Annotated in this window: 9 protein-coding genes; 1 reads left to right on the forward strand and 8 read right to left on the reverse strand. The window is 74.3% G+C overall.

All coding sequences use genetic code 11. The features are described from left to right. The first annotated feature begins 168 nt into the window (after window positions 1-168). Entirely contained in the window at window positions 169-3453 is a 3285-nt protein-coding gene (locus ABT232_RS07030; RefSeq protein ID WP_351836996.1) for an SCO5717 family growth-regulating ATPase, read from the forward strand. 93 nt (window positions 3454-3546) lie between these two features. Here the strand turns inward: ABT232_RS07030 and ABT232_RS07035 are convergent, their stop codons facing one another. From ABT232_RS07035 to nusA, 8 genes are all read right to left on the reverse strand, one after another. Next, entirely contained in the window at window positions 3547-4503 is a 957-nt protein-coding gene (locus ABT232_RS07035) for a bifunctional riboflavin kinase/FAD synthetase (RefSeq protein ID WP_351836999.1), read from the reverse strand. Window positions 4504-4640: 137 nt separating this feature from the next. Next, window positions 4641-8108 (reverse strand): trypsin-like peptidase domain-containing protein, encoded by a 3468-nt coding sequence (locus tag ABT232_RS07040; protein ID WP_351837002.1) that lies wholly within the window; start codon window positions 8106-8108, stop codon window positions 4641-4643. Between the two features lie 400 nt (window positions 8109-8508). After that, complete coding sequence (gene truB, locus ABT232_RS07045) at window positions 8509-9414, reverse strand: tRNA pseudouridine(55) synthase TruB (protein WP_351837005.1); 906 nt, start codon at window positions 9412-9414, stop codon at window positions 8509-8511. Further along, the gene (gene rbfA, locus ABT232_RS07050; protein WP_351837007.1) at window positions 9411-9857 is read right to left on the reverse strand and encodes a 30S ribosome-binding factor RbfA; all 447 of its coding nucleotides are present in this window, start codon (window positions 9855-9857) and stop codon (window positions 9411-9413) included. Before rbfA ends, truB begins: the two co-directional genes overlap by 4 nt. 49 nt (window positions 9858-9906) lie before the next feature. Then, complete coding sequence (locus ABT232_RS07055) at window positions 9907-10200, reverse strand: DUF503 domain-containing protein (protein WP_351837010.1); 294 nt, start codon at window positions 10198-10200, stop codon at window positions 9907-9909. A 187-nt stretch (window positions 10201-10387) separates the two neighbouring features. Further along, a complete protein-coding gene (gene infB, locus ABT232_RS07060) occupies window positions 10388-13462 on the reverse strand; it encodes a translation initiation factor IF-2 (protein WP_351837013.1) in 3075 nt (1024 codons plus the stop codon). Window positions 13463-13609: 147 nt separating this feature from the next. Continuing rightward, window positions 13610-13906 carry a YlxR family protein gene (locus ABT232_RS07065; RefSeq protein WP_351837016.1) on the reverse strand — a complete coding sequence of 99 codons (297 nt, stop codon included), beginning with the start codon at window positions 13904-13906 and terminating at the stop codon, window positions 13610-13612. Window positions 13907-14008: 102 nt separating this feature from the next. Next, window positions 14009-14995, reverse strand: coding sequence for a transcription termination factor NusA (gene nusA / locus ABT232_RS07070; protein ID WP_351837019.1), 987 nt, complete (start codon window positions 14993-14995; stop codon window positions 14009-14011).

Genomic DNA, 14995 nt, shown 5'->3' on the forward strand with positions numbered 1-14995 from the left:
CCTCGTCCGCCCCTTTCTTGATTAGGCTGGGGCGGGGCACGCAGCGAGTACCCGGCACAGGGTGATGCGCGTTCCGGGGGTGACCCGGGGGGACAGCCCACTGATTCGAACGACAGCAAGGGTCGCCCCCAGACGGTATGAGGGTGCTCGACCACACCAGGAGGAACTGTGAGCAGCGATCGGGACGGGATCCGCGGGGGCTGGGCGACGCCCGGCGATGACCAGCCCGACGCGGAGGCCGCCGTCGAGACGACGGGCGAGTTCACCATCGACTACGCGCCACCTGCCTGGTACACGCAGAACGCGTCCGGGAGTTCCGACGGGGCGGGCATCACGACGAGTTCGGGCGGTTCGGCCCCGTCGTACGCCACGCCGTCCACGCCGCCCGCGGCGCCCTCCATGCCGCCGGCCGCGCCGCCGGTGCCGTTCGCTCCGGCGACGCCTGCGTCCGGTACGCCGTTCACCACTCCCCCGCCCGTGCCGCCCACCGGCGGCCCGTTGGGCGTGCCCCGGCTGCCGGAGGGCAGTGGCTTCGAGCCGCAGCAGCCGGTCCCGCCGCAGCCGGCGCCGGTGGAGCCGGCTCCCGCCGCGCCGCCGGTGACCGCGCCGGAGAGCGCCTTCGGTGCCGGCGATCTGGAGAGCGGCGCCACCATGCGGTTCTCCGCGGCCGCGCTGAAGCGGGAGATCGAGGAGCGGTCCGCGGCGGCCGAGTCCGAGGCGAACGCGCCCGCGACGGCGTCCGCGACAACGTCCGCGACCGAGGGGAACGCTGACGGTCGGGCAACCGCCGAGCCGGGTACGGGCGAGAGCGAGGGCGACCAGGAGTCGGCCACCGCCGCTGCCGACGGTGACGCGGACATCGCCGCTCCGGCGGCCGAGCAGCCCGCCGAGGGCGAGGGCTTTGGTGCCGGCGACGACGCGGCCGAGGGCGAGGGCCGGCACGTCGTCGCGGAACCCTCCGCCGCCGAACCGCAGGAGCAGGACTCCGCGGAGGACCCGGCCACCGCAGACGCAGCCGCAGCCGCGACCGACGAGCCCGAGCCCGAGCCCGATTCCCAGTCCGCGTCCGCGCCCGCGCAGGATGACGCAGAAGCGCCGGCCGGAGCCGAAGCCGAGACCCAGGCCGGCACCGACACTGACGCAGGCGCAGACGCAGGCGCAGGCGCATCCGCCGACGCCGACACGGACACCGACACCGACACCGCCCAGGGCGAGGACACCCAGCCGGAGGCCTCGCACCCCGAGCCCGCCCAGGCGGCCCCGCTCACCCCGCCCGCCGCGGCCGTCCCCGCCCAGCCCGAGCCCGCCCAGCCCCAGCCCGCCGAGCCCGCCCCGCAGGCGCCGCCCGCCGCCTGGGCTCCGCAGCCGGCCCAGCAGGGCGTGCCGCCGCTGCCGCCGTCGTACCAGCCCGCCGCGCCCGCCCCGGCCGCCCAGTGGCCCGCGCAGCCCCAGCCGCAGCCCCAGCCGACGGCCGCGCAGGGCCAGCCGCCCGTGCCCGCGCAGCAGCCGCCGTTCCAGCCGCAGGCGCCCCAGCCCGCGCCCGCCGCCTGGAACCCGGTCGCGCCGACCCCGGCCGCTCCGGGCATCCCGGACCAGCAGCAGCCGCCCGCCGCCCCGGCTCCGGGTCCGCAGCCCGGCTACGGCTTCCCGCAGCCCGGCATGCCCCAGGCCCAGGGCGGCTACGGCTTCCGGCAGCAGCCCGGCGCCCCCACCCCGCCCGCCCCCGACGCCCAGGGCGGTTACGGATTCCCGCAGCCCGGCATGCCTCCGGCGCAGGGCGGTTACGGCTTCCCGCACCCGGGCACGCCGCAGGCCCAGGGGCAGCCCGGCATCCCCGCGCAGCACCCCCAGCAGCCGCACGCCCAGCCCCAGCCGCCCGCCCAGCCCGACCCGGCACACGCACAGGCACAGGCACAGGCACCCCAGCAGGCACCGCAGGCGCAGCAGACGCAGCAGACGCAGCAGACGCAGCAGCAACCCCCACACATCCCGCACCCCCAGACCCCTCAGCACCCGCAGCACCCCCAGCAACCCCAGCACCCCCAACAGCCCCACCCCCAGACCCCTCAGCACCCGCAGCACCCCCAGCAACCCCAGCACCCCCAACAGCCCCACCCCCAGCCCCCCGTGGACCCCCGCACCGGTGCCGCCTGGCCCCAGCCCTTGCAGCACGACCAGCGGCAGCCCACCAACCCCGGTGCCGCGCCGCTCGGTTACACCGCGGCCGTGGAGCTGTCCTCCGACCGGCTGCTCAACAGCCGTAGGCAGAAGCCGAAGAGCAGCCGCCCGGCACCCGGCGGCGGCCGGTTCAAGATCGGCGGGAAGAAGGAGGAGGCCGAGCGGCAGCGGAAGCTGGAGCTGATCCGCACGCCGGTGCTGTCCTGCTACCGGATCGCCGTGATCAGCCTGAAGGGCGGTGTCGGCAAGACGACGACCACCACCGCCCTCGGCTCCACGCTGGCCACCGAGCGGCAGGACAAGATCCTGGCGATCGACGCCAACCCGGACGCCGGCACCCTGGGCCGCCGGGTGCGCCGCGAGACCGGCGCGACCATCCGCGACCTCGTCCAGGCGATCCCGTACCTCAACTCGTACATGGACATCCGGCGGTTCACCTCCCAGGCCCCGTCCGGGCTGGAGATCATCGCCAACGACGTCGACCCGGCCGTCTCCACGACCTTCAACGACGAGGACTACCGGCGCGCGATCGACGTCCTCGGCAAGCAGTACCCGGTGATCCTGACCGACTCGGGCACCGGTCTGCTCTACAGCGCCATGCGCGGCGTACTCGACCTCGCCGACCAGCTGATCATCATCTCCACCCCCTCGGTGGACGGCGCGAGCAGCGCCAGCACGACGCTGGACTGGCTGTCCGCGCACGGGTACGCCGATCTGGTGTCCCGCTCGATCACCGTCATCTCCGGGGTCCGGGAGACGGGCAAGATGATCAAGGTCGAGGACATCGTGACGCACTTCGAGACCCGCTGCCGCGGGGTCGTCGTCGTCCCCTTCGACGAACACCTCGCCGCCGGTGCCGAGGTCGACCTCGACATGATGCGGCCGAAGGTGCGGGAGGCGTACTTCAACCTGGCCGCCATGGTCGCCGAGGACTTCACCCGCCACCAGCAGGCGCACGGCCTGTGGACCAACGACGGCAACCCGCCCCCGGTGGCGGCCCCGCCGATGCCGGGCCACCAGTTCCAGCAGCCCGGCTACCCCCAGCCCGGCCGGCCCTACGCCCCGGAACAGCCGTACGCCCAGCCGGGCCAGCCCCCCGCCGAGCCGGGCCATCCCGGTCAGCCCTACCCGCAGGCCGGCGGCCAGCAGCCGTACCCGCAGGCCGCCCCGCAGCCCTACCCGCAGCAGCCCTACCCGCAGCAGCCCGGCCAGCCGTACCCGCAGCACCCTGGTCACCCGCAGCCCGGCGCGCCCGAGGGCCCGCCGCAGCAGTGACCCCCGGGCATGACGAAAGGGCGGCCGGTGCCTCGCGAGGCACCGGCCGCCCTTCGTCGTCCGACCGCCGCTGAGCGGCGGGGAAAGCAGCGGTTACGCCGACGGCTCCTGGGCCGCCACCAGCTCCCGGCACTGCTGCACGTCCTTCGCCATCTGCTCCAGCAGCGCCTCAAGCGTCTCGAACTTCGCCTGTCCGCGGACGAACGCCAGGAAGTCGACGGCGACATGGAGGCCGTACAGGTCGAGGCCCACGCGGTCGATGGCGTACGCCTCCACCGTGCGCTCGGTGCCGTCGAACTGCGGGTTGGTGCCGACGGAGATGGCGGCCGGCATGGACTCGCCCTGCGCGTGCAGCCACCCGGCGTAGACGCCGTCGGCGGGGATCGCGGTGTGCGGCAGGGTCTCCACGTTGGCGGTGGGGAAGCCGAGTTCACGCCCGCGCTGGGCGCCCCGCACCACGACACCCTCGACGCGGTGCGGGCGGCCGAGGATCTCGGCGGCGCCGGCCACGTCGCCCTCGGCGACCAGGCGCCGGGTCAGGGTGGAGGAGAACGGCTCGCCGCCGCCCGCCTCGCCGGTGACGTACAGGTCGACGACCTCGACCTCGAAGTCGTAGATCTTGCCCTGCTCGGCCAGGAACTCGACGTTGCCCGCCGCGCGGTGGCCGAAGCGGAAGTTCGGGCCCTCGACGACCGCCTTGGCGTGCAGCTTGTCGACGAGCACCTTGACGACGAAGTCGGCCGCGGACAGCTTCGAGAACTCGGCGGTGAACGGCAGCACCAGCACCGCGTCGACGCCCAGCTCCGCCATCAGTTCGCAGCGGCGGTGGTGCGGGGCGAGCAGCGGCGGGTGGCTGCCGGGGCGGACGACCTCACTGGGGTGCGGGTCGAAAGTCACCACGACGGCGGGAACGCCCAGCTCACGGGCGCGGTCCACGGCGTGCCGGATGATGAGCTGGTGTCCGCGGTGGACTCCGTCGTAGGAGCCGATGGTGACGACGCTGCGCCCCCAGTCCTGGGGGATGTCCTCCAAGCCACGCCAGCGCTGCACTGTGACCGCTCCTCGAACCCGTGTCTGACTCTTACGGATGCCTCTTATGCAGGTCTAAGGGTGCCATGCCGGGTGCCCGCCGCCCGCATCGGCATGGGCGCTGTGACCCGTCGCACCCGCCGGACCGCCGGCCACGGTCACACGGGCACCCGCACGCCCGCCAGATTCTCCAGCATGCGACGGGTGCTGGGGCCGACGAGCGCGGCCCAGTCGCCGGGCGCGTCGGCCAGCCAGCCCGCCATCCGCGCGGCGAAGCCGGGCACCTCCCGGCCCAGGTCGAGGAGGCTGCGGTCGAACCGGGTCGCCCCCTCGGGGCTGCGCACGAGGCGCAGTCCGGTGCCGTGCACCAGCTCCCGCAGTCCGTCCGGGGTGTGCCGGGCGGCGGCGCGCAGCAGCGCCTCCAGCACGGCCGGGTCCTGCTCACGGGCCAGCAGGACGTCGCACAGTTCCCGGCGCAGCGGACGGGAGGCGGGCTCGCCGGGGTCGGCGAGCACGGCGGCTAGGGCGGCGCGCACCGGCGCGGTGCCGCCGTTCAACAGGCCGGTGACCAGCGGGAACAGCTCGGTACGGACGGCTGGTCCGTGGTTGAGGAGGCGATCGGCGTACTGGGCGACGGGCTCGGCGAGATCAGGGCGCAGCGCCACCGCCTCGCGGACCAGGTCGGCGACCCGGCGGGCCAGGGCGGGAGCGGTGACGTCGGCGAGCGCGCGCAGCACCTCGCCGATGCCCTCCGGGTGGCGCAGCCGGGCGCGGAAGGCGTCCAGGACCGGCTCGGGATGGGTGGTCAGGGCGGTCGCCAGGGCGCCGGGCGGGAGCTGGGGGTCGCCGGCCGCGAAGAGGTCGAGGGCGCGGGGCAGGTGGTGGGCGCGGGTCCGCGGGTCGCGGACCAGGAGGCCGAGCGCGCCGCCGTGCAGAGCGCTGTCGGCGGGGCGGGCGAGCAGGGTGAGGGCGGCGTGGCGCAGCAGCTCGGCGTCGGCCTCGGTGCGGGCGTACGGCGCCGTGCGCAGCCCGTACGCCACCGCGGCCGCCCGCCGTGCCGGGCGCCTGTCGTGCGCCCAGCGGTCCACGGCCCGGCACACGGCCGCCGGCTCGTCCTCGGCTAGCACGGCGAGGAGTTCCTCGCCGCGCGGGTGCCCGCTGTCGGCCAGCACCTCGGTCAGCTCGTCCAGCGCCGCGTGCCGGTGGGTGTGCAGCAGCGCCTGCGCGGCCGCCGCGACGGTGGCGTGCGGGGTCGCGGGCAGCGGACGCTCGTCGTCGAACCAGCGGGTGAGCAGCGGCTGTACGGCGGTGGGGTCGGCGGTGAGGAGCCGGGCGACGGCGTCGAGGTAGCGCGGGGCGGGGGCCTCGTGCGGGGCCGGGTCGGCGAGGACCAGACGGCGCAGCAGGTCGAGGCGGTCGGCGTCGGCCAGCCGCAGCCCGGCCCAGAAGGCGGGGCCGAACTCGCCGGGGACGGGGCGTCCTCGGCGGCGCCGGTCGACGACGCCGTCGGCGAGCAGGTGCAGCACGGTGCGGTAGGGGGTGGCGTCCGGGACGCGCGGCAGGACCTCGGCGAGCAGCCGTGCGGCCCACCATGGGTGCGGGTCGGTGTCCAGGGCGTGCGCGAGGTCGGCGACGTGACGGGCGAGGTGGTCGGGCCCCTGCTGGCGGGCGACGAGGAGGAGGGCCTGGACGACGGGTCCGATGCGGTGGTGCGGGACGGGCAGGGCGTGGGCGTGCCCGGGGTCGTGCGGCTGGTGCACGAGGGCGCGCAGGGCCTCCGGAAGGTCCAGGTGGATGCCCTGGATCCAGTCGGCGAACTCCTCGTGGGCGAAGCGGTAGCCGCTGCCGGCGGGCACGAGCAGTCCCTCGGTGAGGACGGCGGAGGCCCAGCCGGTGCCGCCGCCGAGGCGGGCCGGTGCGGGTCCCCAGGGGAAGATCTCCTCGAACGACCGGCGGTCCAGTTCGCCCTGTCCGGGGCCGAGGCTGCGACGGGCGGCCTCGTGCACCTGGCCGGAGACCTTGGCCGCCAGACGCCGTACGGCGGTGCCGCGCAGGCCGTTCTCGGCGGCCAGCCGGACGGCCACGCGCAGGCACATCAGGTCCAGGTGGGCGGAGCAGACGTCGTGGTGGTCGAGCGGGGTGGCGTGCGGTGCGTCGGGGACGGCGGCGCGGACCTCGCGGAGCAGCCGGAGGGTGAGGGGGTGCCGGGCGTCGGGTGCGGCGAGGGCGCTGTCGGGGATGCCGTAGCGGGCGCGGGCCTGCCGCGCCTCGGCCTCGGTGAGATCGCCGAGCGGGACACAGGGCGGCAGCCCGGCGTGCGGCGCGGCGGCGGGCGCGCCCTCCGGCGCCGTCGCGTGCCGCGCGCCGCCGTGCAGCGTCTCCGCCGCGAACTGTGCCCCCGCCGTCTCCCAGTACTCCGCCCGGCACGCCACCACCAGCCGGGTCCCCGTCTGCCGCAGCCAGGCGGCGGTGCCCTCGGTCCAGGCGGCCAGGCGGTGGGCGAGGACGGGGGGCATCTCCTCGGGGCTGTCGAGGAGGAGCAGCAGCGGGCGGCCGGAGGCGCGGGCGACGTCGGCGAGGCGTTCGGGGGTGATCTCGCCGAGGGGAGCGGGCCGGGACAGGCCGGAGGCGGCGACGATCCGGGCGGCGCGGGCCAGCGCGCGGCGGGCGGCGTCGGCGACCGAGGTGTCCTCGTCCTGGAGGTCGGCGCCGCGCAGCCACAGGGTGGGCGCCGGGTCCGCGCGGCGGTCGCGGCGGGCGGCGTGGGCGGCGAGCTCGGTGGTGCGGCCGCTGCCGGGCGGTCCGACGAGGGCGAGCACCGCGGCCGGGCCGTGCTCGAACGTGGCGAGCTCCACGGCGACGGAGGTGCGCTCCACCGGCTCGGTGTCCAGGCGCCCGGCGGTGGCGACGCGTCCGGCCAGGGCGCCGGGCGGGCCGTCCTGCCCGACCGAGGTGGCGGTCAGCTCCAGGACCCCGGCGAGGTTCAGGTCGGCGCCGTAGGCGGGCACCGTCGCCGCGTTGCGGGCCAGCAGGTCGGCCAGCGGGCCGGGGCCGGCGGGGCGCAGGGGGACGGCGAAGCCGCAGTCGCGGTGCCCGGAGCGCAGGGCGGTGCCGAGGACGGCGACGAGGGCGCCGGTCCCGGCGTCCACGACCGGTCCGCCGGCCGCGCCGCCGCCGAGCCGCAGCGCGTCGCGGCCGGCGGTGCCGATGGCGAGGTCGAGGGCGTCGTCGAGGTGGTGGCGGCGGTCGGTGGCCGTGTAGGTGACGTCGGCCGGGCCCAGTACGCGTGCCTCGCGCCAGCAGCCGGCGGCGATCCTGACGTAGGTGCCGGTGTCGATCCGGTCCCGGACGGTGAGCGGCAGCGGCTCCAGCCCGAGCCCTTCGGCGCGGACGAGCGCCAGGTTCCGCCGGGGCAGCGGGGTCACCGCGTTGGCGGTCACCACCTGGGTGCGCTCGCCGTCGGGAGTGCGCAGGACCAGCCGGGGCAGGCCGTCGACGGTCTCGTGGCTGGTGAGGACGGTGCCGTGGTGGTCGGCGACGACGCCCACGCCGCGCAGCCGCCCGGCGAGGTCCTGGATGTGGACCAGGGAGTCGTCGCGGGGCGCGGGCCGCGGCGGGGGTGGCACGGGGGCCCGGGGCCCGTCCGTGCGCCCCGGAGGCTGCTCGGGCTGCTCCTGGGGCGGCTGTCCGGAGCGCTGCCGCGGCGGCTGCTCCGTCCGCCGCCCCGGACGATCCTGTGGGCGGGGTCCGCCCCGCCGGCCCGGTGCCGCCATGGTCGAACCTCCCCGCCGTGCCGTTGTGCCTGGCTCCGACGGTAGGGGCGGGATGATCAGCGGGACAGATCGCGCGATGAACGCGCCCCCTTGTGCTCCCCCGGTTCACTCCGAGCGCCTGCCCGGACGGGTGAATGCCCGGTGACCGCTGGATACACCCTAGGGGTGGGGGAACCGAGGGGGGACCGTGGAGCGGCGGAGGGGCCACACCCCGTGACCGCCGCCGCTCCACGGGCGGAGCGTCCGCCCGCGGTCAGCCGAAGACGGCGAGGCTCTTGGCCTTGCCCCGGTGCGCCTCGACGAGCGCCAGGAAGCGGCCCTCGGGGTCGAAGACGGCCACCGCGCCGCTGCCCGCGTACTCCTCGGGCATCTCCAGCCGGACGCCGTTGGTGAGCAGCCGGGCGCGCTTGGCGTCCACCTCCCAGCGCGGGAACGCGGCGGTCGCGGCCTCGGCGATCGGCATCACGGTCAGCTCCTTCTGGAGCTCGTCGAGCGTCTTCGCGCTGTCCAGCTTGTACGGCCCGACGCGGGTCCGGCGCAGCGCGGTGAGGTGGCCGCCGACGCCGAGGCCGGCGCCGAGGTCACGGGCGAGGGCGCGGATGTAGGTGCCGGAGGAGCAGACCACCGACACCACCAGGTCGAGCACGGGAGTGCCGTCCTCGGCGACGGCGTCGCGGACGTCGTACACCGCGAACGACTTGACGGTGACCGGGCGGGCGGGGATGTCGAACTCCTCGCCCTCGCGCGCCCGCTTGTAGGAGCGCACGCCGTCGATCTTGATGGCGCTGACCTTGGACGGCACCTGCATGATCTCGCCGGTCAGCTCGGCGATGCCGGCGTCGACGGCCTCCCGGGTGACCTTGGAGGCGTCGGTGGTGGAGGTGATCTCGCCCTCGGCGTCGTCCGTGACCGTGTTCTGGCCCAGGCGGATGGTGCCCAGGTACTCCTTCTCGGTCAGGGCGAGGTGCCCGAGGAGCTTGGTGGCCCGCTCCACGCCGAGGACGAGCACGCCCGTCGCCATGGGGTCGAGGGTGCCGGCGTGTCCGACGCGCCGGGTCTTCGCGATGCCGCGCATCTTGGCGACGACGTCATGCGAAGTGAAGCCCGACGGCTTGTCCACGATGACCAGGCCGTCGGGCGGGGTGGGCTTGCGGTTCATTCGGCGATGTCGTCCTCGTCCTCGCCCGGCTTGCGGTACGGGTCCGCCTCACCGGCGTACTTGGCGCCGGAGGCGGTCTCGCGCACCTTCTCGTCGGAGGCCCGCGCCTTGTCGAGCAGGTCCTCGATGTTCCGGGCGGTGTCCGGCAGGGCGTCGGCGACGAAGGTCAGCGTGGGGGTGAACTTCACCCCGGCCGCCTTGCCGACCTCGGAGCGCAGGATGCCCTTGGCGCTCTCCAGTCCGGCGGCGGCGGCGTTCCGCTCCTCCTCGTCCCCGTACACGGTGTAGAAGACGGTCGCCTCCCGCAGATCGCCCGTCACCCGGGTGTCCGTGATGGTGACGTGCGAGCCGAGCCGCGGGTCCTTGATCCCGCGCTGCAGCTTCTGGGCCACCACCTCTCGGATGAGGTCCGCCAGCCTCTTAGCCCGCGCGTTGTCGGCCACTGGTCCGTCTCCCGTTCTTTCTCTTCATTACGTTCTCAAGGCTGGGTCGTCAGTCGTCTTCGCCGTGGAAGCGCCGGCGCACCGACAGCAGTTCCACCTCGGGGCGGCCGGCGACCAGCCGTTCGCACCGGTCCAGCACGTCGGTGAGGTGCCCGGCGTCGCCGGACACCAGGGCCAGACCGATGCCGGCCCGCCGGTGCAGGTCCATGTGGTCCACCTCGGCCGCGCTGACCGCGTACTTGCGCTGGAGTTCGGCGACGATCGGGCGGACGACGGACCGCTTCTCCTTCAGCGACCGTACGTCGCCGAGGAGCAGGTCGAAGGACAACGTCCCCACATACATGTGTGTAACCGGTTCACCCGCCGGTACGGGATCGATGGCCCTGCCGTTCGGGGGCAGGGACATCAAGAACGGTACCGCGCGGTCGCCTCCGGCTCGACCGGGTTTCGCCGCGGGCCGTGCCGCGGCCGGGCAAACCGCAGTGGCCGACAGGACATGCATCCCGTCGGCCACTGTCGGTCACCAGCCGTTACACGCGCGGCTTCTCGCGCATCTCGTACGTCGCGATGACGTCGTCGACCTTGATGTCGTTGAAGTTGCCGAGGTTGATACCACCCTCGAACCCTTCGCGGATCTCGGTGACGTCGTCCTTGAAGCGACGCAGGCCCTCGATGTTGAGGTTCTCCGCGACCACCTTGCCGTCGCGGATGAGGCGCGCCTTGGTGTTGCGCTTGACCTCGCCCGACCGGATGAGCACACCGGCGATGTTGCCCAGCTTGGACGACTTGAAGACCTCGCGGATCTCCGCCGTACCGAGCTCGACCTCTTCGTACTCCGGCTTGAGCATGCCCTTGAGGGCCGCCTCGATCTCCTCGATCGCCTGGTAGATGACCGAGTAGTACCGGACGTCCACGCCTTCGCGCTCGGCCATCTGCGCCGCGCGGCCGGCCGCGCGGACGTTGAAGCCGATCACGATGGCGTCCGAGCCCATCGCCAGGTCGATGTCGGACTCCGTGACCGCACCGACGCCGCGGTGCAGGACGCGGATGTCGACCTCTTCGCCGACGTCCAGCTGGAGCAGCGAGGACTCGAGCGCCTCGACGGAACCGGAAGCGTCACCCTTGATGATCAGGTTCAGCTGCTGGACCTCGCCGGCCTTGAGCACCTTGTCCAGGTCCTCGAGGGAGACACGGCGCGTGCGCTTGGCGAACGCGGCGTTGCGCTCACGGGCGGCGCGCTTCTCGGCGATCTGACGGGCCGTACGGTCCTCGTCCACCACCAGGAAGTTGTCGCCCGCGCCCGGGACGTTGGTCAGGCCCAGGACCTGGACCGGCGTCGACGGGCCGGCCTCGGCCACGCTGTTGCCGTTGTCGTCGTGCATCGCCCGGACTCGGCCGTACGCGTCGCCGACCACCATGGTGTCGCCGACCCGCAGCGTGCCGCGCTGGACGAGGACCGTCGACACGGCACCACGGCCGCGGTCGAGACGGGACTCGATCGAGATGCCCTGCGCGTCCTGGTGCGGGTTGGCCCGCAGGTCGAGCGAGGCGTCCGCGGTGAGGATCACGGCCTCCAGCAGGGAGTCGATGTGCAGACCCTGCTTGGCGGAGATGTCGACGAACATGGTGTCGCCGCCGTACTCCTCGGCCACCAGCCCGTACTCGGTGAGCTGACCGCGCACCTTGGTCGGGTCGGCGCCCTCGACGTCGATCTTGTTGACCGCGACCACGATCGGCACGTCGGCCGCCTTGGCGTGGTTGAGCGCCTCGACCGTCTGCGGCATGACGCCGTCGTTGGCCGCGACGACGAGGATCGCGATGTCCGTCGACCGCGCACCACGGGCACGCATGGCGGTGAACGCCTCGTGACCCGGGGTGTCGATGAAGGTGATCTTGCGCTCTTCGTCGTTGACCTCGGTCGCGACCTGGTAGGCACCGATGTGCTGGGTGATGCCGCCGGCCTCGCCCGCGATGACGTTCGTCTTGCGGATGGCGTCGAGCAGTCGGGTCTTTCCGTGGTCGACGTGACCCATGACGGTGACGACCGGCGGGCGGACCACCAGGTCCTCGTCGTCGCCCTCGTCCTCGCCGAACTCGATGTCGAAGGACTCGAGCAGCTCGCGGTCCTCCTCCTCCGGGCTGACGATCTGAACCGTGTAGTTCATCTCGTCGGCGAGGAGCTGGAGCGTCTCGTCGGAGACGGACTGCGTGGCCGTGACCATCTCGCCGAGGTTCATCATGACCGCGACGAGCGACGCCGGGTTGGCGTTGATCTTCTCCGCGAAGTCGGTGAGCGAGGCACCGCGCGACAGGCGAACGGTCTCGCCGTTGCCGCGAGGCAGCATCACACCGCCGACCGACGGGGCCTGCATGGCCTCGTACTCCTGGCGCCGCTGACGCTTCGACTTGCGGCCACGACGCGCGGGACCACCGGGACGGCCGAAGGCGCCCTGCGTGCCACCACGGCCACCGGGACCACCGGGACGACCGCCGAAGCCGGGACGGCCACCGCCGCCACCGAAGCCGCCGCCACCGCCGCCGGGACCGCCCGGACGGCCGGCGAAGCCGCCGCCGCCACCGGGACGACCGGCACCGCCACCGCCACCGGGACGGCCGGCGAAGCCGCCGCCACCGCCGGGACGACCGGCACCGCCACCGCCGCCGGGACGACCGGCACCGGCCGGACCACGGCCGCCGGGGCCGGGACGCGGGCCGGCAGCGGGACGCTGCGGCATCATGCCGGGGTTCGGGCGCGGGCCGGCGGGGCCGCCGCCGGGACGCGGACCGCCCTGCGGACGCGGCATCGAGCCCGGAGTCGGGCGGGCACCGCCCGGAGCCTGCGGACGCGGACCGCCGCCCTGGCCGCCGGGGGCCTGCGGACGGGGACCGGCGCCGGGAGCGGCCGGGCCGCCGGGACGCGCGCCCTGCGGACGGGGCGCCTGCGGGCGCGCCATGCCGGCGTTGCCGCCGGAGGTGAAGGGGTTGTTGCCCGGACGCGGACCGGCCGGACGGGCGCCCGGACGCGGCGCCTGGCCGCCGGGACGGCCACCCTGCGCGGCGGGACGCTGGCCACCCTGCTGACCCTGGGCGGGCGCGGGACGGCCACCGGGCTTCGGGGCACCCGGACGGGCGCCACCGGGCCTGGGCGCGGCGGACGGAGCCGGAGCCGACGGCGGAGCGGTGAACTCCGGGGCGGCCGGCGCCGGACGCGGCGCGGGCGCGGGCTTGGGACCCGGCACCGGGCGCGGGCCGGAGGCGGCCGGCGCGGGGGCCGAGGACTGCTGCGGGGCCGCCGCAGGGGCCGCCGGGGCCGCGGGCTGCTGGGCAGCCGGGGGCTTCGGGGCGGCCGGCCTGGGAGCAGCCGGACGTGCCGCCTGCGCCGGGGCGGGCGCGGCGGGCTTGGGGGATGCCTTCCGGGGGGCGGGCTTCGCGGCGGACTTGCCGCTGCCCTGCTGGAAGGCGTCGGTCAGCTTGCGTACAACCGGCGCTTCGATCGTCGAAGACGCCGAACGGACGAATTCACCGAGTTCCTGGAGCTTGGCCATGACGACCTTGCTCTCGACACCGAACTCCTTGGCGAGTTCGTAGACCCGGACCTTAGCCACTTCGCTCCTTTGAGGTCCGGGTTGCGGCCGGACCGTCGCTAGTTCATGGGCGTACTCATCGCGTACTCATCGAGTGCTCATCGCAATCTCGACCTGCTTTCGACTCGCGAGGTACCAAGCCGCACGGTGTTCCGTACGACACGTTTCCTACCGTGTTGCCTGCTCGGCAACTGTTGTCCGCTCGACGTAGTGGCGCAACGCCTTTGTTTCGAGCGCTCCCGGGGCGCGCAGTGCCCTCGTGAACGCCCGACGACGTACCGCCTGGTCGAGACAGACCAGGGCGGGATGCACATAGGCACCCCGGCCGGGCAGCGTACCGCGAGGATCAGGGGCACATTCGTCCTTGATCGCCACGATGCGCAGCAGCTCCGTCTTGGCCGCTCGTTCCCGGCACCCCACACAGGTGCGTTCAGGGCATGCGCGGACCCGCGTCCGGCCAGACACTCTTAAGTCTACCTCCCCGTACGCACCCCACCCCTTTGGGGCAGGATTCGAACAGTTGCTGCGGACAAACCTGTCGTGATCTGAGCGCCGCGCGGCTTGGATCTATTCCCCGGGCTGCTCGGTGTCCGGACGGATGTCGATCCGCCAGCCGGTGAGCCGGGCCGCGAGGCGGGCGTTCTGGCCCTCCTTGCCGATGGCCAGCGACAGCTGGTAGTCGGGCACCGTCACCCGGGCGGACCGGGCGGCCAGGTCCACGACCTCGACCTTGGAGACCCGGGCCGGGGAGAGCGCGTTCGCCACCATCTCGGCCGGGTCGTCCGACCAGTCGACGATGTCGATCTTCTCGCCGTTCAGCTCGCCCATGACGTTGCGCACCCGGCCGCCCATCGGGCCGATGCAGGCGCCCTTGGGGTTCAGGCCCGAACGGGTGGAACGGACGGCGATCTTCGTACGGTGACCGGCCTCACGTGCGATGGCGGCGATCTCGACGGACCCGTCGGCGATCTCCGGCACCTCCAGCGCGAAGAGCTTCTTCACCAGATTGGGGTGGGTCCGCGAGAGGGTCACGGACGGACCGCGCACACCCTTCGCCACCCGGACGACGTAACTGCGCAGGCGCATGCCGTGCGGGTAGGTCTCGCCGGGCACCTGCTCCTGCACCGGCAGGATGGCCTCCAGCTTGCCGATGTCGACGAGCACGTTCTTCGGGTCGCGGCCCTGCTGGACCACACCGGTGACGATGTCGCCCTCACGGCCGGCGTACTCGCCGAGCGTCGCGTCGTCCTCGGCGTCGCGCAGCCGCTGCAGGATGACCTGCTTGGCGGTGGTGGCGGCGATACGGCCGAAGCCGGACGGGGTGTCGTCGAACTCGCGGGGCTCCTGGCCCTCGTCGAGGTCCTCGGGGTCCTCCTTCGCCCACACGGTCACATGACCGGTCTCGCGGTCGAGCTCCACGCGCGCGCGGCGGCGGCTTCCCTCGGTGCGGTGGTAGGCGATGAGGAGGGCCGACTCGATCGCCTCGACCAGCAGGGGGAAGGAGATCTCCTTCTCCCGTACCAAGCCCCGCAGGGCGCTCATGTCGATGTCCAC

The sequence above is a fragment of the Streptomyces sp. NPDC001532 genome (assembly GCF_040298625.1).
In the GTDB taxonomy this organism is placed as follows: domain Bacteria; phylum Actinomycetota; class Actinomycetes; order Streptomycetales; family Streptomycetaceae; genus Streptomyces.

Coding starts and splice junctions, on each gene's coding strand:
- truB (WP_351837005.1), bottom strand. CDS start 9,414: ATGAACCGCAAGCCCACCCCGCCCGACGGCCTGGTCATCGTGGACAAG.
- ABT232_RS07055 (WP_351837010.1), bottom strand. CDS start 10,200: ATGTATGTGGGGACGTTGTCCTTCGACCTGCTCCTCGGCGACGTACGG.